General features: G+C 40.3%; 22 protein-coding genes. 9 read left to right on the top strand and 13 right to left on the bottom strand.

The annotated features are described in order from the left end of the window. Positions 1–31: 31 nt before the first annotated feature. Positions 32–886, bottom strand: a complete 855-nt coding sequence (locus ABQ275_RS11305; RefSeq protein ID WP_349318413.1) for a helix-turn-helix transcriptional regulator — start codon at positions 884–886, stop codon at positions 32–34. Between the two features lie 216 nt (positions 887–1,102). Here ABQ275_RS11305 and ABQ275_RS11300 point away from each other — a divergent pair, with 216 nt between their 5' ends. After that, on the top strand, positions 1,103–1,654 hold the full coding sequence (locus ABQ275_RS11300; RefSeq protein ID WP_349318412.1) for a dihydrofolate reductase family protein: 552 nt from the start codon (positions 1,103–1,105) through the stop codon (positions 1,652–1,654). A gap of 255 nt (positions 1,655–1,909) precedes the next feature. Here the strand turns inward: ABQ275_RS11300 and ABQ275_RS11295 are convergent, their stop codons facing one another. Then, positions 1,910–2,290, bottom strand: coding sequence for a DUF1801 domain-containing protein (locus ABQ275_RS11295; protein ID WP_349318411.1), 381 nt, complete (start codon positions 2,288–2,290; stop codon positions 1,910–1,912). A gap of 191 nt (positions 2,291–2,481) precedes the next feature. Here ABQ275_RS11295 and ABQ275_RS11290 point away from each other — a divergent pair, with 191 nt between their 5' ends. The 5 genes from ABQ275_RS11290 to ABQ275_RS11270 all read left to right on the top strand — a co-directional run bounded on the left by ABQ275_RS11290 (position 2,482) and on the right by ABQ275_RS11270 (position 6,814). Beyond that, positions 2,482–3,312 carry an SGNH/GDSL hydrolase family protein gene (locus tag ABQ275_RS11290; RefSeq protein ID WP_349318410.1) on the top strand — a complete coding sequence of 277 codons (831 nt, stop codon included), beginning with the start codon at positions 2,482–2,484 and terminating at the stop codon, positions 3,310–3,312. A 301-nt stretch (positions 3,313–3,613) separates the two neighbouring features. Next, entirely contained in the window at positions 3,614–4,873 is a 1,260-nt protein-coding gene (locus ABQ275_RS11285; protein ID WP_349318409.1) for a hypothetical protein, read from the top strand. A gap of 159 nt (positions 4,874–5,032) precedes the next feature. Beyond that, on the top strand, positions 5,033–5,311 hold the full coding sequence (locus tag ABQ275_RS11280; RefSeq protein WP_349318408.1) for a helix-turn-helix domain-containing protein: 279 nt from the start codon (positions 5,033–5,035) through the stop codon (positions 5,309–5,311). Next, positions 5,311–6,210: a hypothetical protein gene (locus ABQ275_RS11275; RefSeq protein WP_349318407.1), complete on the top strand. Its 900-nt coding sequence runs from the start codon at positions 5,311–5,313 to the stop codon at positions 6,208–6,210. The genes ABQ275_RS11280 and ABQ275_RS11275 overlap by 1 nt, the downstream gene beginning before the upstream one ends. Then, positions 6,131–6,814, top strand: a complete 684-nt coding sequence (locus tag ABQ275_RS11270) for a hypothetical protein (protein WP_349318406.1) — start codon at positions 6,131–6,133, stop codon at positions 6,812–6,814. The genes ABQ275_RS11275 and ABQ275_RS11270 overlap by 80 nt, the downstream gene beginning before the upstream one ends. Before the next feature lie 164 nt (positions 6,815–6,978). Here ABQ275_RS11270 and ABQ275_RS11265 read toward each other — a convergent pair whose 3' ends face one another. The 9 genes from ABQ275_RS11265 to ABQ275_RS11225 form a co-directional block, all read right to left on the bottom strand. Then, complete coding sequence (locus ABQ275_RS11265) at positions 6,979–8,304, bottom strand: SIR2 family protein (RefSeq protein WP_349318405.1); 1,326 nt, start codon at positions 8,302–8,304, stop codon at positions 6,979–6,981. 54 nt (positions 8,305–8,358) lie between these two features. Continuing rightward, positions 8,359–9,681, bottom strand: a complete 1,323-nt coding sequence (locus ABQ275_RS11260) for a hypothetical protein (protein WP_349318404.1) — start codon at positions 9,679–9,681, stop codon at positions 8,359–8,361. A gap of 110 nt (positions 9,682–9,791) precedes the next feature. Beyond that, on the bottom strand, positions 9,792–10,181 hold the full coding sequence (locus ABQ275_RS11255; RefSeq protein ID WP_349318403.1) for a hypothetical protein: 390 nt from the start codon (positions 10,179–10,181) through the stop codon (positions 9,792–9,794). A 246-nt stretch (positions 10,182–10,427) separates the two neighbouring features. Beyond that, positions 10,428–11,357, bottom strand: a complete 930-nt coding sequence (locus ABQ275_RS11250; protein WP_349318402.1) for a hypothetical protein — start codon at positions 11,355–11,357, stop codon at positions 10,428–10,430. Between the two features lie 372 nt (positions 11,358–11,729). Next, the gene (locus tag ABQ275_RS11245; RefSeq protein WP_349318401.1) at positions 11,730–12,812 is read right to left on the bottom strand and encodes a hypothetical protein; all 1,083 of its coding nucleotides are present in this window, start codon (positions 12,810–12,812) and stop codon (positions 11,730–11,732) included. 1,215 nt (positions 12,813–14,027) lie between these two features. Continuing rightward, on the bottom strand, positions 14,028–14,186 hold the full coding sequence (locus tag ABQ275_RS11240) for a hypothetical protein (RefSeq protein ID WP_349318400.1): 159 nt from the start codon (positions 14,184–14,186) through the stop codon (positions 14,028–14,030). Beyond that, the gene (locus tag ABQ275_RS11235; protein WP_349318399.1) at positions 14,173–14,643 is read right to left on the bottom strand and encodes a hypothetical protein; all 471 of its coding nucleotides are present in this window, start codon (positions 14,641–14,643) and stop codon (positions 14,173–14,175) included. Before ABQ275_RS11235 ends, ABQ275_RS11240 begins: the two co-directional genes overlap by 14 nt. Before the next feature lie 34 nt (positions 14,644–14,677). Beyond that, complete coding sequence (locus ABQ275_RS11230; protein ID WP_349318398.1) at positions 14,678–15,070, bottom strand: hypothetical protein; 393 nt, start codon at positions 15,068–15,070, stop codon at positions 14,678–14,680. An 80-nt stretch (positions 15,071–15,150) separates the two neighbouring features. After that, positions 15,151–15,381, bottom strand: a complete 231-nt coding sequence (locus ABQ275_RS11225; protein WP_349318397.1) for a SymE family type I addiction module toxin — start codon at positions 15,379–15,381, stop codon at positions 15,151–15,153. Positions 15,382–15,603: 222 nt separating this feature from the next. Here ABQ275_RS11225 and ABQ275_RS11220 point away from each other — a divergent pair, with 222 nt between their 5' ends. Continuing rightward, on the top strand, positions 15,604–15,939 hold the full coding sequence (locus tag ABQ275_RS11220; RefSeq protein WP_349318396.1) for a helix-turn-helix transcriptional regulator: 336 nt from the start codon (positions 15,604–15,606) through the stop codon (positions 15,937–15,939). Positions 15,940–16,015: 76 nt separating this feature from the next. On the opposite strand, the gene ABQ275_RS11215 is transcribed toward ABQ275_RS11220, so the two are convergent. Further along, a complete protein-coding gene (locus tag ABQ275_RS11215) occupies positions 16,016–16,240 on the bottom strand; it encodes a hypothetical protein (RefSeq protein ID WP_349318395.1) in 225 nt (74 codons plus the stop codon). Positions 16,241–16,294: 54 nt separating this feature from the next. Next, positions 16,295–17,062 carry a hypothetical protein gene (locus ABQ275_RS11210; protein WP_349318394.1) on the bottom strand — a complete coding sequence of 256 codons (768 nt, stop codon included), beginning with the start codon at positions 17,060–17,062 and terminating at the stop codon, positions 16,295–16,297. Positions 17,063–17,205: 143 nt separating this feature from the next. On the opposite strand from ABQ275_RS11210, the gene ABQ275_RS11205 reads away from it, so the two are divergent. Beyond that, positions 17,206–17,421 carry a hypothetical protein gene (locus tag ABQ275_RS11205; protein WP_349318393.1) on the top strand — a complete coding sequence of 72 codons (216 nt, stop codon included), beginning with the start codon at positions 17,206–17,208 and terminating at the stop codon, positions 17,419–17,421. 80 nt (positions 17,422–17,501) lie between these two features. Continuing rightward, the gene (locus tag ABQ275_RS11200; RefSeq protein ID WP_349318392.1) at positions 17,502–18,587 is read left to right on the top strand and encodes an AraC family transcriptional regulator; all 1,086 of its coding nucleotides are present in this window, start codon (positions 17,502–17,504) and stop codon (positions 18,585–18,587) included. The last annotated feature ends 27 nt before the right edge of the window (positions 18,588–18,614 follow it).

Raw genomic sequence — 18,614 nt, 5'->3', positions numbered from 1 at the left:
TGGATAGAGAACTGGACAAAAGCCGTTAACTTCAGGACAAATCCTTAAAGAATGCCGCTATCGTTTTGCCAGTCACTTTTTTAAATATACGGGAGAAGTAATCAGGGTCGTTAAAACCCAATTCAAAAGCAAGTTCCTTTACGGAAGAACTTTCACCATAAGACATCCGGCGCCTGGCTTCCAGTATAAGGCGGTTTGTAATAAATTCTTTGGGTGAAAGTCCTGAATACTGTTTAACAATCTGGTATAAGCTATCGGTACTTAATGCAAGTTCGCCTGCGATATTTTTAATTGTAGGATGATCTACCAGGTTGTTCTCTACAAAAACCTGGAAATCGATATACTTGGAAAGCCGGTCATCGGCCGGGCTTTTATCCGTGGCAAAATACATCAGATTGACCTCGGTCAGCAGACTGTTAAGGTGCGCCAGGATAAGCTCAGGATCAGTATCCGGTATGCTTAATAAACCAATGAGTATTTCGAAGATGGCTTTGAGCCTGATAGCAGTTCCCGGGGTGACGCTTATCTTTTGTTGATTTAAAGGGTTAATTAAAAACGGATATTGTTTAGGCAAACGGGAAAGACAATTTTCATCAAAGCCTAATTTAAAGTAATCGGTCCCATGTCCGGAAGCTGAATAACGGTGGATCTGGTGCGGACGCACTGTAAGTAATTGATTACTTTCAATATCGAATTCTTCAAGGTCAACAACATGCCGGGCACAACCGTTTACCATAAATAGAATAAAATAATAAGGCGAACGATGAGTCAGCTCAATCTGATCCGCGATCTCTTGGGCAAGGTGCCCAAAATTTGGGGAAACAATCCGGATGGGCAGTTTATCGTTTTGCTTATGATCATCAAGCAACGACTTTATAGTTTGCATAAGCAAATAGTAATAATGAGTAGACTGTATAAAATTACATAAAAAACGGGGGAATAAGATATAGAAAGTAGCAACCGATAGTACGACGGCAATGTTCCGGTTAACCAAGGAGCAACAGTAGCCTGCCGCCCAAAAGGAGGGGGGCTGGAAGTGTAATCCGAAACTTTCTGCAAAAAGCGAAATGAAAAAATAATTGTAATTAAAACCAAAAAAAATATGAGAAAACTAGTTGCAGCAATCAATATGACACTAGATGGTTTTTGCGACCATACGGCAGGCATTGCAGATGACGAACTACATCAACATTATGCTGACCTGTTAAGTAACGCAGGCACCATTCTATATGGAAGAGTAACATATCAGCTTATGGAATATTGGCGAACTGTGGTGGAAAATCCTACAGGAAACAAAGCAATGGACGAATTTGCTGTGATAATGGACTGCATTCCCAAAATTGTTTTTTCCCACACGCTGAAAAATGTGGAATGGGAAAGTGCAAGGTTGGCAAACCGGGACATTGAAGAAGAAGTTTTAGCACTCAAACAACAATCGGGCAAAGACATTTTAGTTGGTAGTCCGGGTTTAATTGTAGCCTTAACGCAACTTGGCTTAATTGATGAATACCAACTCTGTGTTCACCCCGTTATAATAGGAAAGGGTTTACCCTTATTTAAAAACATAAACGATAAGATTATTCTTAAACTCTTAAAGACAAAATCCTTTAACTCTGGTGCAATAACGCTTTACTATGAGCCATCAGAACAATAAACAATGCACGACTAACAAGCACGGTAATCATTATCACATATAAATCAAGGTCTAATCCTGGCTAAAGAAAAAATCGCTATTTTCCGATACTTTTTTCGATTTCAGTAAGAGATAAAAACTATTAATAATGAAGAAATGGTTGTTTGGCCTGCTCATCGCTACCGTAGTAGTAGCTGTTGCTGCATTTACGCCCCGGAAAGTAACCTGGGTGGCCATCGGGGATTCTTTCTGACCCTTCAATCATTGAAGTAAATTTTATTTCTTTTTTGGCTTCTTTGATGGGTTGGATAAATTTTCCATTAATCGGTATTTTACAATTTTTGATATTAATTTAAAAGGTATAGGTTGATCGAGTGGGAACTGTACAGATCCTTTCCCTGTTTTATACAGAGAAAGTTCTTCCTTGAATTTTTCAGTAGCAGGTGGTATCGGATAAAAGCCAATATGATTTTTGTACGCTGCAAAGTAAGCGAGGTATCCATTTTGTTTAAAAGCAGGCATACTGTAACTGATGGTTTCTTCTGCATCAGGGGCTGCCTTTTTGATGGTGGCGCGGACTTTTTCCAGTATTACCTGCATCTCTTCCGGAAAGCCGGCAATGTATTCATCGATCGTATTGATTTGGATAGCCTTCATGGTGATTGTATTTTAAGTATCAGAGGTCTTATATAAATTTACCTAATCATTTCAATGCAAACGCGGTGTAAAAGCGACATTATACGGTGCCGGATGCGACAAAAAAACAGGGATAAAATATAAACACCCATAATAAATCGCTATTTTCCTGTACTTTTTTCGATTTCAGTAAGAGATAAAAACTATTAATAATGAAGAAATGGTTGTTTGGCCTGCTCATCGCTACCGTCGTAGCTGCTACTGCATTTACGCCCCGGAAAATAACCTGGGTGGCCATCGGGGATTCTATTACCTATCTGAATGAACACCTGGATGAAACGGGCAACAGAATTACCAAAGGATATATGACCCGTGTGGCAGAAAAGCTGCCCGGTATCCGGTATATCAACAAAGGCTATAATGGCTGGACTTCCGGAGGCATCGCCGATGCTATAGAGAAGCTGGACCTGGTAAAAGCAGATGTATACTCCGTGTTCCTGGGCACAAACGACTGGTGGGCGGGTCGCCCGGTAGGCCATTTATCAGACTACCTCGATAAAACGGGGAATAGTACCGTGTACGGCGCTTTCCGGACCATCACTGATAAATTGAAATCACTGAATAAAAACGCTCGTATCATATTGATTACACCCTTGCAGCGCGGCGATTTTGTATACATCGCCAATATGAAAAATAATGCCTGGGGTTCTTATAAAGCAAAAAATGGTCAGCAGCTGTCGCAGGTGGTAGCGGCCATTGATTCCATCGCAGACTATGAACACTTCGATAGGGTAGACCTGTACAATAAAAGCGGTATCACGCTGGAAAATATGGTGAAATACAAACAGCTGAAAGACCCTGCCACCGGCAGTTACCGGGAATACCGCTGGCCGGATTATAAAGAGATACCATTTCATCCGGATACTGACGAGTACCCGTACCCGATAGATGCCATTGATATGACCTACGATGGTTTGCATCCATCTGATAAAGGCTTTGCGGTGATTGCAGATATGCTGGTAAACATAATGAAGGATTATTAACCGGGCAGCTGCTGGTATTTAAAAATGATATCCGCGCGGCTAATTTAACCTCTCCCTACCTGATTCTCTTTTATATAGCGCCGTTGGTCAATTGTAAAATCAGTATAAATACGCAAAAAAAGGTATTTATACTGATTTTGAATGCGTTTAGATTTGGTTAACAAATTGATATGCGCTAAATCTTAATATTGCCCCGTATTACTTATTCATGAAAAACCAAAGTCTGAATACATGGCGCATCTGTAATTAAGCCATTGGGGCAAATTGCCCGTTACTAACCATGATCACCAAAACCTATCATATGGATCAACATTATCAGTTGTCGTTTTTTGAAAGGCTTATCCGTGTTGAACTTAAACAACATGCCATCACATTGGGGCCGCCGGATAAAAATCTTTTCTCTTCCACAACGGCCCAAGCGATTCGTGAGAAAGACAAAATGTTACAATGCTTCGGAAGGGACGTATATGGTATGGGCAATGATAAGCAGGTAGAATGGCATATCCAGATGCACCAATATCAACTCGTTGTACTTATGGACCAGATAACCGGTCTTCTTTCACCGGCTGAAATTGCCACGATCAATGAGCTGACCGCTGACCTTACATGGAACAATTTTTACAAAATTATTTACGCTAATCTTGCTGAATTGCTATCTTTCCTGGAACGCGAATTTTCACGCTATCTGAACCTTAGCTATAAAATCCCGATCACTCACTGGCTTTCTGCTCGAAACGGATTTGTAAATGAGATGAAGATCATATCAGACGGCTTTACAGCGGCGCAAATCGATGAACAGTTATCATCCATTGTATTGCAGTCGTTCCTTGATTTCCCCTCCGCCGAAAATAATGACAGCCTTATTACTTATCGCCAGCTCTTCTATTTAAGAAGATTACAGAAAGAGTTATCCGCATTATTGATAAATAATAACGGTGGTCCGGATCTTGCTGAAAAGCTTAAAGACTTGTTGCTATATCTCAATTTTAATAACGTGCACTATTTAAGATATTGTACCGATTCCATCACGATGGAAATAACGGAATTACCTACCATACGTGAAAAGTTGGATCACCTGATTTTCCTGCAAAAGAAAATTAATCAGACCAACATTAAGCCGGGATTTATTTTCAATAAACTTCATCCTACCCTTCAAAATCAGTTGAAAGCCTGGTTGAACGAGGAGATTTCATATCTGCATAGAAAAACGCATTTATCAGCTCCGGGCCATTCTCCTGATGAATTAAGTCGCTGGAAAGACTTTAAAGTTATTACTGTTCTCTCTGTAGCGCAGCTGGGTTACATCATAAAACTGCTGCTGGGCAATGGTGTTTTTCTCAACAGGAATAAAACAGAATTACTGGATTTCTTTTCCCAGTTTTTTACAACAGTTAAGCAGGATAATGTTTCTTCCGGGAGCCTGCGCACTAATTTTTATAAAGAGGATGCGAACGTATCGAAAGCCGTAAGAGGAATTTTTATGGACCTGGTTAATTACTCACTTAAAGGGGTAAACGTAGCTGTATATTTTGTGTTGGATTTTTTCCTCCGGCAATTCTAAAGTTCCCGAAACGATAACATAATTCTTATTATAAAAAGAACTATATAAAATTAATATATTAATTATCAAATGGTTACAGGGGGTACTGTCACCCCTGTGACTGTTCTTGTATTGATAATAACCCTTCTTTTGCTGCCATACCAAACAAACCTAAATCTTATGGCAGCAGAAATGCTTACGCGGGATGATCTCGCAACTTTTAAAACGGAACTATTCTTTGAATTCCGTAACATTCTAAAATCCGCGTCCACACAGCCTCGCAAATGGCTTAGGTCTTTTGAAGTCCGGGATTTGCTGGGCATTTCCACAGGTACCCTACAGCATATGCGTGTTAACGGTACCCTTTCCTACACCAGGATTGGCGGGATCCTATTTTACGATTACGATGACATCATCAAACTGATGGAAGGCTCCAGGAAAAATATCAAAGGTTCCTGATGGCGGCATCACCTACACAAATCAACTACATCCGGCATTTAAATGCCTTCTTCGCACAGGTGAGGGGAGAGGATCGCTTACATGCAAACCATGTAAGCCTGTACCTGGCCTTGTTTCAGGTATGGAACTATCACCGTTTCCAGCATCCCTTTCCCATCCTGCGCGAAGAAGTGATGCGCCTTTCCTGTATTGGCTCACGGAGTACCTATGTACGTTGTCTGAAGCACCTGGATGATTGCCGCTATATCATCTATGCACAAGCGAAGCAGGCTTATGCGACCAGCTATGTGTCCATCATTCCCCTGGCCGATTTTATAGCGGACCCTGATCCCGAACAGTTAGTTCTTTTTCAGGACCCGAAAGCCGGCACTATGCGACCCAAAAGCGAGCCACCGGACCCGTGCAAAACAGGGCCACATCAGCGGCTCAATAATGGGCCTGATACAAGGACCAATTCCGGGCCACGTGCAGGCCCAAAAGTGGGCCACTTTAATAAACATATAAACAATAATAAACGAGGGGGAGAAAACAGGCTCCCGCCCTCAAAAAAAATTTATAAAAATGAAACTGAAAATCCTCCGTTCGATCCGGGCACACCCGGCGCGGAAAATGCACCCGGCGCCGCCCGGATGCTCCCCACCTTATCCCAGGTGCAGGAACTTTTTAACGCCCACGTCTACCCGGAGATGGAAGCAGGTAAGTTTTTCCATCACTACCAGGCCAACGGCTGGCGGCAGGGTGGCAAAACGCTGATCACCGATTGGCAGGCCGCCGCCCACAAATGGATACTGAATATTCATCCTCGAAAAACTGAAAACAATGACAAATACACCAAATCTACAGCCAGGCCAGGAAGGCTTCATGTCAACGAAAACAAAAGCTACTCAGACCCGCTATGATTATTACGACCTGGTGATGCATGTAACAGCGCGAGGGAAGGCTATTTATGGCCCTCACTTCGAAATTGAAGATATTGACAGACCCATTGTATTAAAGCTATTGACCTACTTCCTCCGTGATGAACGGGTAGCCCTGGATGAAGGGATTGACCTCAACAAGGGGATTTTACTTACCGGTAAAATAGGATGCGGTAAAACCTCGCTGATCAGTATCATACGCAACCTTAGCCAGGAAGCATTTAAGCCGGCCATTATCTCGTGCCGGGATATCAGCTTTGAATTTGGAAAAATGGGGTATGATGTGATAGCAAAGTATAGTAAGAATGCTTTCTATCCATACACCAGTATCCCTCGTATCCATTGCTTTGATGACCTGGGGTTGGAAACCACGATTAAGTTCTGGGGTAACGATTGCAACGTCATGGCGGAGATACTGTTGTCACGATATGATTTGCTTATTTCTCATAAAATGCTCACGCATGTGACCACGAATCTTGTTAGTCAGGAGTTGGAGGATTTATACGGTAACCGATTGCGCAGCCGCATGAGGGCGATGTTTAACCTCATAGCTTTTGACGCTGGTACAAAGGATAAACGGCGGTAGAAAAGTGTTTAAAGTGGGTTGTATGTAAGCGTACGCTGTTTCCCAAGTTGCAAGCAGCTAATGGAAGGTTGGTTACCTTGTTATTTCAATTCTTAAAATGAGAGATCGGATGCTTTGACTCTTGTTTCCTAATTTCCTCTTATTTTCTCCCCTTGTAATCAATTTTAATGCTGGTTGAAATTAGATCGGGAAGCTTTTTTTAAGGTATCCTCCATATAATTCCGAAAAGTTTTTGCATGTACTGTCACACTCCCGCTAAGAAAACTATGTACATTTTCTGATAGGTTTTTAGGGAAGTCTGAGTACATTCTATCTGAGGCTGCAAAAATCTTCAGCATAACCATTAAATCAAACTCATTCTTTTTAAAGGAAGGATCTATTATTTCGATGTGTAAATTCTTATTTTCCTGTAATGCTGTTCTTATGCTAGAATTTATATGCTCGTCACTAAAAGAATAACCAATAATAATCAGTTTGTCGCAGAATATGCAATCTCTGTCGAATGCCGCCTGCATCTGCCTGAAAGGTGAGAATATCGCTCTTTGGGTTTTCTGATAGCCGGTGATCAGGTTTGTCAAAAAAACTGTCTTCCCTTTTTCACTTTGAAAGGTTGGGAATTCGTTTGTATTCTGCTCTAAGTAAGCACCACAGGCTAGATAGAATTCAGGCAGCTCTAATTGGTATTGATTAAGTGCCCTAACGCGCCAAAATACACTTCCGTGCAGGTTATAATGTGTGTTAGAATCTTGATCTGCGAGGATGCGACGGGCTTGCGGTTTCAATTGATCAGTGTATCCAACTACATCACCACAATCAAAGCCTTCAAAAATTTCATATTGGTATTTTGATCTTGCAAGTAATATTTTAAAGTTCCTGTCATAGTTTAGTGTGTACATCCTTAATGTATCATTTCCATTGACAAGGTGAATCCAATCTTGGAAAAGTTCGTTAATCTCCTTATTCGATTCTGTAATTACATTGGATTTGCTAGCAGTATGGTAAGCATAATGATCTATCTCAATAGTAATGCCAGTAAGTAGATGGGCAAGAAGCTGTTGTAAAAAGAATTGCTCTGGTGTTTCTTGGCCGTGATTCATTAATGCCCACTCATCATCTTTCCCAGGTATGTGAAGCTTATAGAGTTGCTTTATTTCACCTCCAATAACTGAAAAATTTAAGATTTCTTGCTCAAAATTAGGGCTAAAGAATGGTTTCATCAATGCTGGTACCTTTTTTCGTTGACCGTGATTTGCATAGTAAACGATTAGTTCCTCAATCACATTAATGATTGTCTCAAAATTTATATCATTTTTATCATAGCCAGGGGCATTAATAAGCTTATTATATATGAACTCAGTAATTCGAGTTTTACCATCCCTAGTGTAAAAACCACAGTTTCTAACAAAATCAGTGAGATCGGGGGTTTTAGGGCCTCCCCAATCAATTACAGCTCCTGCACCAAATAAGACAACATTTCTCTTTTTAGTCATTGGGGGAAGTTCGTGGGTATAAAGGATTTTTTCATTTGCTAATTATTTGCTTTGCTATTCTTCTTGATAAGATATGAATGTATTGTCATCAATATTTATACCATTGATATTCAGATTGATCGTCATATTAATCGACTTCATCGAGCTAAAGTCTTTATCTGACCAATCATGGAATAATCTAACTGAATTGAATTCTTTCCAGTAAGCTTGATATTCGGTTTCAGAAGTATAGTTCTGATTATCATTATCACAGAAAGGTATTAAGAATATAAACACCATATCGGCGTAATGAAATTCGCCAATCATATAAGGCGACGTTTGATCGCCTTTGCGTTGGAAATAACAAATCATAGATTGCTCGGAATAGAAGGAGTCTGTCTGCAGGAATGATATCTTCGGTAATGCATCTGCATCAAACGTCCCGTTTACCCAATCAATCGTCTTCGAAAATAAAGACATGTACTTTTCATCAATCAGGCTCAGTACAAATTTTACCAAACATCTGTAAATATCCTGTGGAATGATGGTTTCTTTTAAGTTCAAATCAGTTTTGATATGGTCAATATTAGTTTCAGAGTCTATTATTCCATCATATTGGATGTCAAGTCCTTTGTTAGGATCTAAGACAAAGTTTTCACCGACCAGCTTTTTAACACCATTTTTGCCTTTTAACCCATAAAGGCTTCTAAAGACAGTAACATAATTTATCAAAGAAAGCTCAATGTTGCGACTGAATCGATCGTTACAGGCATCACACTCGTCAAGGCAGACAACAGTTTTATTACCCAGTGCTTCTGAAAAAGCGTGGGACTTATTTCTAAAAGTCACAACAGAACCGAATTTATTGGTCTGGCTGTTAATTGTGTCGCAAAACCTGCAAACACGACTTTTTTTTTCAATACTTCCACCAATATTTCTCCGCTGGTGCCCATAACTATGCATATTGTAATGTTCGAAGGTGGTTCCCCAGTCAAAGGTTTTCTCATGAATTTCTTGCTGCATCCCTCGCTCATTATGATATCTTGTTAAGAATGCGAAGTGTTTCATGATTAACGCAGTATCAGTAATCTTGCCTTTTACAATAAGAAAATAATAATTTTCGGGTAATGGCTTCAGAAAAGTCCTGAATCCATTCAATGCTGGGAATTCAGATGAGTATTTGTCGATGAACTCATGAATTTGTACCTTCAATTCTGATGTATATTGTTGTACCGGCTCAATCAAATAGGTGAATCCATTTATGTTAGTTGAATGCTTAAATAATTTTAATAGCTGGCCTAACAGGTGACCACTTCCGGTAGATTTGATATAGCAACTCTCTTTAAGCGATATCAATGAAATTGTTATGTAGTTGTTTGGTTGAGGTTTTAATTCCATCTTTATTGATGTTTGTATGCTATGGGAATCAAAATAACATTTCTAGACTAGTAGGGAGCGGGATAAAGACCTGTATTTAAAAAGCTCCATTATCTCGTGTTTCCTGTCCGTTATTTTTGAAAATCATAATGCTGCTTTTGGATATTCTCCAAAATTTCTTTAGCAGCTGTAATGTACGCATTGACATACTCTTCTTTACGAATAATGTTCTCTTGCACAAAAACCTTTTCGGGCACTAGATGGCTCAGATAGGAGACGATTTTCTCCTTTTCAAAAGATAGAGGAGCAATTTCCAAAAACAATTCATTCCGGGCTATGTCCACTTCCTTCAAACGCTCAAAAGCTTCATGCTTCGGCTTGTTCATATAACTTGACTCCACGTCGGGTCGGTAAGACCGGGCGAAATAATTATTTGCCTCGCAACCGTCCCAGTTGGCTTTGCGGTACTGTTCACACAACTGGGCGTCCCGTGCTGCGTGCCTTTGTTTTGCTGTTTTCATACTTTATCGTTGTTCTATAACCTAAAGATAAAAAACCATCTTTTTATCTATAATATAGAAAATGAGCGGTGGCCACATAAAAGTATTATCTATGGCGAGTCTCGAAACTTGGAAAGTCCAAATTCGCTAAACTCCAATCCCCGTCAGCTATTACTAAAGGCAGTGTGAGTTGTCTGCGTAATAAAGTATTTACTGTCGGCCAGGTCATTAATATATAATTTAAAATTTGTATGCTGCTTATGAAATTTACTGCAAATCTTTTTTCAATCCGATAAGAGACCAATAATACACATACGTTCTATTTTCCATGCTTACGGTTTGTTCATAGTCCTTAGCGATCTCAGGGAATAAATTTAGTACTTCAGTTATAGTCACACAGAGAATCATTATAGTGAATTCTAACGTATGATACAGTGCTTCCTGTAAATCTTTATTGTCCAATAAGTAGCCATTAAACTGAATTCCCCCAATGAATTCTGAATGGGCGAAATTGGAGTAAAGTTTCCAAGTTGAAGCCAGATAATTCTCTTTAAATCTAGTTAATTCAATTATTCTTTCCCATCCGATTAGCCTGGCCGCCGGGTATTGTTTATCTACTTTTTTCTTATCTCCCTGAGAAAGATTTTGATACCAAACATTTTGTGAAATTTTATGCCGTAGGACATTTATTTCGTTTGCCTCAGTATGTTTTTTGGCAAGTGACTCAGGCATGGTACAAAAATAACTTTGCCTGTTTGAAAGCCCGCTTAACTCATACAGCATTTGTTTGAAGTTCCCTTCGTCATTATTTGTTGGAGATAAAACAAAATAAAACAAAGTCAGGTAACATTCCATTTGCGCTCGCGACAAAACATAAATAGAACTTATGTCCTGTACCAGCAACACCTCACCGTTATCACCTCTAAAAAGCGGTACTGGTATCATAAGTTTATTAATTGATGAGGCATGCAAACATTGCTTAAGCAACAATACTTCAGATGGCTTCATCCAGTTTTGCATTAAGACATTTTTGCTATGGAAAAGATCAACCAGTTTGGTCAACGTATATATAACTTCGTTCAGTTTTTTTCTAGCTTCATCAAAATTCAGCTCCTTCGCTGATATTTCAATCATATTGGAACACTCTATAAATGGTTTCTGCTCGACTTCTATTCCTGGACGGTAATTAAAACTCATATTTTCATTTTCTACCTAAATATCGCTACTCTACTACGCAACCTAATTGCGCATTTACACATTGTTTTCAAAAAGCACATCAAATATTAAATAATGTATAATTATACATTGTTTAATATTAATCTTTAAGCCCCATTTTAATAAAACTCAGCCCTTAATATTTTACCTAAATAATCAACAAAAAATGAGCAGGCGGAACAAATGTTATCGGCGCAATAAGTGATTTTTTAGCATACCTGTCTTCCATAATTGTAAAAGTGCAAGCTTAGGTGTTTATTAAGATTCTTTAGACCAAAATCTTCCGACACAAGAAGTGGGTCTTTCCCAGCTGGTTTAAGATTGTTTAAGTTGCAGACTTAAATCATAACTATCTCAAAATCCATCTCGGAAGTCCTGAAGCATATAGTCCTGCATTTCTAGTTGATGCAAAGACAACATATCAATTTTAGGAAGAGCTAGGGCTGCAGGTTTATTTAGTGCCAGGTATGGATAATTTTTGTACTTTGCTAGTAATGTGGTTTTAATATGGTTAGAAATTGCCTGCCGATTACTTATAAATACATCGTATAAATTTGTTACCGACATATCAGCTTTTCTGTTCAAAAACAGATTACTTATCTTCCACACATCATCGAATAATTTATCCCAGTTCATTGAGCGTAACTGACCCTTATCGCGAAGCATATTATGTAGATAAGTCATAATATATTGAATTCTGATTACTGGATGTGGGTGCTTGAATTTCTCTACATAAAAATCTGCTGTTGGCAACAAGGAGAAAAAGCAAGCAATGCTAGCTATGCCCGAAGTAATTAATATCCGTAGGTATTCTTCCGTTTTTTTACATTCCTCTGTGCTATCCCAATACCCTAATATGGCTGAGGTTGCCCCAAATGCTCCTCGAATATCAGCATCGAATTCCCTGATGTGACTTTCTTCCGAATATATCTCATCGCAATTTGTCAATTCATTAAATTCTTCAATTGACCAACTTGATCGATTGTCTGATTGCTGTATAACATGACCGAATTCATGGTCCATAGCGAAGCGAAGGCTAAAATCTCGCATTAATGACTGCAAACTATTAATACCAATTTCATTAAGGTTGGAAAAAGCATCGTCAGCGAATCGGATGAAAATATCCTCATTATCTTCGATAAAAAACTTTTTAAGCTGATATACCATTCCTGCTGAGATACCAACTATAAAACATCCTTTGTCAAATCCTCCTATTGCTTCCATGCTGGTCTTGTTTATATAATAAAATCTGCATGGGCGCACATTTAAAAGGCGGTCATAATAACTCATAGAAGTTTGCCATGTCCAAAAAAAATTTAAATAATCCTTTTTATCCGGGCTTGCAAAAGGGTAGAAAATATCTGATTTCTTAATGCCTGCATTAATAAGATCAGCGGTGGTTTTAGTGTAGTCTAAATATAAAATTGGCTGACTCATTTGGATTGTATTTAAGTGATAGGGGTTTTAAACGTGAATTTATTTTAAAAATTAATGTCCATTATTGGCAGATAGGTCTTGTAATAAATTCGCAGCACCAATATATTGAACAAGAGTGCACTTCGTACTATCTTTGGTTTTATTATTCACTGGCTTCGCAGATCCGACTAATACATAGATTGCATCGGTATATTTAGATATCGATTAAATAGATAAAGGGTATTATTTCCTGAATTAATGTAATGCTAGTGTTCCTCATCCCGCGCAAAATTATTTGTTCCTTGGGAGAAATAAAATAGTTGTGGTAACCTACTAAATATACTAAAATTTTGTATGGCTAATAGGAGAATGTTATATATAGGGGAATGTATGAAAAGACTCCAGTGTTTGGTGTCCTTTACTACTTTTTGATCTGTCATTAAATGAAGGTTCAAGGGGCACACTGCGGCTTCAGTGGGCATAAATCGCGCCAGGGCTCCGCTGCGCTCCATCCTGTCACGCTTTATGTGCTCCTTCTGCCTCCGTTCGGCCAGCTCCGGTCTGGCTAGGGCTATCACCAGCAAGGTGGTTTTTATAGCTGGCATCCCTTCGCTGTCCATTTTGTTCGCTGTGGCCTTCCATCTTTGATTTTGCCATCCGCTGCGCTCCCGGCTAGATAAAGTTCAAAGGCGCCAGCTGCGGCTCTTACTTAGCTTGCCCTTTCCGCTGCGCTTTAGGCGCAGTACGTGCGCAATGGCCGGGGCGGAATGGCAGTAGGGCGACAGTAACGCTATTTAGCGGGAGAATCAGGCGCGCGAACACCAGCGCCGGTACCCTGATCAGCTTTGCACTATCTTGCGGCGTCCGCGAGAACAAATGATGCGGGCATCGGTAGAAAATAGGCTCAGCATTATCACTTCGATCGGCAGTAGATCATAGTCCCAGCAACTGTAACGCATCATCTATTCTCCCGGACGTTAACCGCTTTTACTGAAAGATTCGTATGACGTTCTTGCTGATCAATACGATAGTGCCTACTCACATGCCACCTGACCGATATAGGAAGCCGGCAGTATCGATGATGTTTTTGGCGCAGCACCTTATAACTACGCATAGTTGCATAGTAGTGCAGGCCGGCACACCATCGATTTCAGCCGGTATTCTTTTTAAATTCTAAGAATTGATTGTTTACTGCGCTATCTGGAGTTTCATTATAGAGAGAATGCAGCTATGTAATTAATGGTTTCTCGCGTCCTTTAGTCGCTGACTATATCTTTCTCTTACAGCTTTAAGGTCTTTTAATAACAAATCAGGATGCCCCCAATATTTCAGGCTTAACTCTTCCCTGATTTTTCTCACCTCGGCCACTGCATCGTACTTTTTACCTTTTTTCATGGTCGTTTGGTTTTAAAATTTCTCTTGGTGTTCTGATTTCAATTACCCTGTAACCCATCTGCAAATTAATGGAATTATATAACTTTATCCGGTCAAGGTTTACAATATGCTTAAAATTCCAACTGGCAAGTATGTCAGCACTGTGAAGCGTAGCGAGTGCAATATGTAGAGCATCATTATAACATTTGTTGCTTAGTGCACCTTCTGCTATATAAGTTGCAGCCAGCTTCGAGGCTTTTAGTGTGCTTTTAATTTCAATTTTATACCGCCTTGGTACTTCATCGGGCTTTTCATTAACCTCTCTGCTAGCTAATTCAAGCTCCATTTTGACCAGGTCGGATAAAATCAGTTTTTTTGCTCCCCTTTTGAACTCTTCAAAAAGCGCCAGGCTGTGTTCTTTAAACTCTTTATCAAAACAACCTCCCACTACTGAGGTGTCAGTATATACATGTATCATAAAATTATAAAGGAAATTGGATTAAGAGAGAGGGTTAAAGACGGTCTGCCCGTTGTTCGTTGGTTGCGCCACCTCCAAAACACTGGTTGCTGCTGTTCCGTAGTGAGCATACTAATTCTGGCGCATCTTCCAGGTATTGGGTAAACATTTTAAGCCGGGCTTTAATAACAGCCCGAACTATTATTGTTTCTGCCTCATTAAGCCCTTTATGATTATAACCAGCGAGTGGTGGCAGTACCCTTTGAAAAAATTCTTCCTTCGTCCAGCCCAATTCACGGGATAAACATTCCTTTATGTAAATCGGGAAGTTGCATAGCCTGGTATAGCTATCATGCAATTCATTTTCCGATAAGGGTAAAAGAGGGAATAATTTAGACAAAGATTGCTCGAACGCCATCTGCTGGCGATTGTGTTTTTTGGAGTTCATAAAATATGTGTTTGGGTTATAAGGTCCTGCCCTTGGGGAAGTTTGGTAGGATGCCCGTTGTAGGGTTAACAGAATGTTGTTTAGTCTTCCATATATTCTTCATATTCTTCTTGTTTGGGAGCCTTAGTGGCAATCTTTATCACCAGCTTATTACGTTCTACGGAAACAGCTATGTTATCTCCGATTTCGAAACCAGCGTTTTGCAACCAAAGCCCCGCTAGAGATATGAGGGGTAATGCTTTTGAATTGTAAGCACGTTCCTGATAAACATACTTTACGGTTAAGTTTCTCGTTTTCTTTATGCTTTTCATAATTAGTATTATTGTGCTATAAATATAGCTATAATTCTATTGTTAAACAAGTATTATCGCTCTTTTATTGGAGTTTTATGTCTTTAAATTGTCAAGTTTTGATGGTTCTAGATTAGTGTTATAACTCTATTTTGCATTAAATAAATATTTAATTCAATTGTTATGTTGTTTCTTATTCCTAGATTTAAGAGAATTGAATTTTTTATAAATCAATAGAATACTATGACTTTTGGAGAACGCCTAACTATTTTGCGGAAACAGAAAAAAATGAAGCAGACAGAACTAGGGGATCATATAGGTACCAGTGGGGATATTGTAAGCAAGTATGAAAGGGATACAATAACACCATCCATAGATGTCGCTTCTAAAATGGCTAAAGCCTTAAATGTTTCTTTGGATCATCTTATCAATGGAATTCCTAAAGGCAGTACTGATTCAAACGACATTCCTATACAGTTAAAGCAATTTGACAGTTTATTAGCAGAAGATAAAGCTCACGTGATTGCAGTCATTGAAGCCTTTAGTACAAAAGCAAAGCTACAATCCCTGATTGGATAAAAAAGCCCTCTGCTATCTGGCAGAGGGCTTTTACACCAAACAATCCGTAAGGTAACCACACCTTTAGCCGGAAGAACTATTTCTTAGCGGATGAACCGCTCTTATTATCTACTGCCGCCTGACTTACTCCCGCCATTACAGTACCAGCAACCGCCAGGTAACCGGCAATTTTGGCAACTATAACGGGGAGTACCGGTACCCCCAAAAGGGCGCCGCTGATGGCTGTCAGGATCAAGCCTATATTTCGGACCTTGCTAAAAAAAGGCGGCGTAGATGATGTAAGACGTTGCGCTATTTTCATACACTTTACTTTTAGATGTTAAAAAATATGGTGTCGTTCAATGCCATAGAAGAACTATGGCGCCGTTGCAACACCTGAAACAGCAACCAACGCCAGTGCATTGTAAGCGCCGTTCTTGATGCTATACAGCACACCGTTTACTTGCTGGTAAAACACGATGCCCAAAGCCAGGAACAATGGTTTTGTACTGTTTGCCGTAACATTTATCGCCAGACTTGCAACATCAGCTGTCGCTGCATTAGTAGCCGTTTCAGGAGTCGCAGCATTTCCATTGATAAACGTTTCCGCTTCGAAATCTATCTCAGCGCCAGCGGCCACAATTTTAAAATGTGTGGCTCCAGCTGGTGCTGCCACCATATTAACAGGAATGAAAGCTGGAACGTCTACCGTAAGCATGCCGGCAGCACGATCAATTGTAGCCGTGAAAGGTGCATAAAACGAGCCTTCTAAACGTGCATTGCTATTGAATTCAAACCCGTTCAGCAACTCGGCTTCACCATCGATAATGTTGCGTTGCCCCCGTACATTGGTGGCATCTGCCTTGATGACCTTCATCATCTCACGAACCAACCGCGCTGCCATGTAACTATCCCGGGTGTTTAACAGCATTGCCCGGAAGGCGGCCCGCAGCACTTTCCCCGCCTTACCGGCACGGCCAAACTCTGCACCATTTTCACGGGTACGTATAAACGCCGGATCTGTAGCGATACGGTTGCCATCAACACCACCTTTCTCACGGGCGAGGTGACCGACCTTTGTTTTATAAAAGGTGATATTGCCAATTGTTCCTTTCAAAGGAATTATTCCGTTTTGTCTTGCCATTGGAAAATAATTTTAGATAATAAAAAAGGGCTTTCACATAGCCAGCCCCGTTAGGCTCACATCTGCGCAGAATGTTATAAATTTGCATTTAACCACACCAAACTAAGCCGGCATTTTAACCCTGCAAAATTTCCATTCCGATTATGCCGAATTTGCACATATTAGTACCTAATCGCATAGTGATTTATGCAAAAGACATCCAGAATATTACCGGTAGGAGTGAGCGTACCGCCCGGAAAATGCTGCAGCAGATCCGTAAAGCCAATGGCAAAAAGAAAGGAGAATTTGTGACGGTGGCAGAGTTTTGTATTTATGCAGGATTGAAGGAGGAGATTGTTGCTGGCTTTCTGAAATATTAATATAGCCTGGTGGACCATGAATTGGCTGCCCGCTTTTATGGAAAAACAACTTTTTATCATCTTATACTCCAAAACTAAAAGTGGTATTCTACTATTTTGCCTGCGGTAGTATCTGCCTGTTGTCGTTTGTATTACTGAGCGATGCAACTAAAACAAATACCATCGCGAACCGTTGGCTGGGCGCATTTTTCCTTTGTGCCGGAGGTGCTTTGTTGGCCTATATTGCAGAACATACGGGGTTGGATAAACGCTATTCTTACCTGGTACCCCTCACAGAAACTGTGCGTTTTGCAATGGCGCCTTCGCTGTATCTTAGTGTGCGGTATTTTACGGCCATTACACCCGGGCCGGTAAGGAAAGAGAGCTGGCATTTTCTGCCCACAGTTTTATTTCTTCCTTTGCTGATGGGAGGAAGTGCTTACATGCCGCCATTTATGGGGGCTGTTGTTGGAATTGGCTTGAAACTGCAAATGCTGCTCTACTGGTTGTTATCTTTCTGGCTGCTTTGGAGGCACCAGCGGGAGCTGAGACAATTTACCGGCAATACCCATGTGATCAGCCTGAAATGGCTGCAATGGTTGTTGGGAGGTATTGCCGCCATGATATTGTTATGGTATAACCAGGTATGGCAGATCAGCACTGCGATAATACCCGTTGCGGGTATAGGTTATTGCATCGCCGTATACCTGGTTGCTTATGCCGCTTTGCAGCAGCGGGAAGTCTTCGATTATACGGAAAACGACCGGGCGGCACTCAGGAAAGTGTTGACTGTGGCGCCTGTTGCTCCGCGACTGCAACCCCGGGAATTGGAACACCTGAAAGAAAAGTTAGCCTGCCTGATGGAGCAGGAGCAGGTATACCGGGATAGCGATCTCACATTGCCCGGACTGGCAAAGCAAATGAACATTTCTATTCATGAATTGTCCTGGCTTTTAAATAAGGGATATGGTCAGAACTTTTATCAATATATAAATCACTATCGCGTAGAAAAGGCAAAAATGTTGTTGCATGCGGAGGAATGTAGTCACCTGAGTATACTGGGAATTGCATTTGAAGCAGGCTTTAATGCAAAAACTACTTTTAACACCGCCTTCAGGAAAATAACTGGTATGTCGCCCAGGCAATACCAGCAATTACAGGTTCGGACGGATACAGACGGGCATTGAAACATTTTTCCATGGCTATTATTGCTC

This window comes from Chitinophaga sp. MM2321, assembly GCF_964033635.1.
In the GTDB taxonomy this organism is placed as follows: domain Bacteria; phylum Bacteroidota; class Bacteroidia; order Chitinophagales; family Chitinophagaceae; genus Chitinophaga.
Note: the sequence above shows the minus strand (reverse complement) of the source record. Positions and strands in the feature narration are given on the sequence as shown.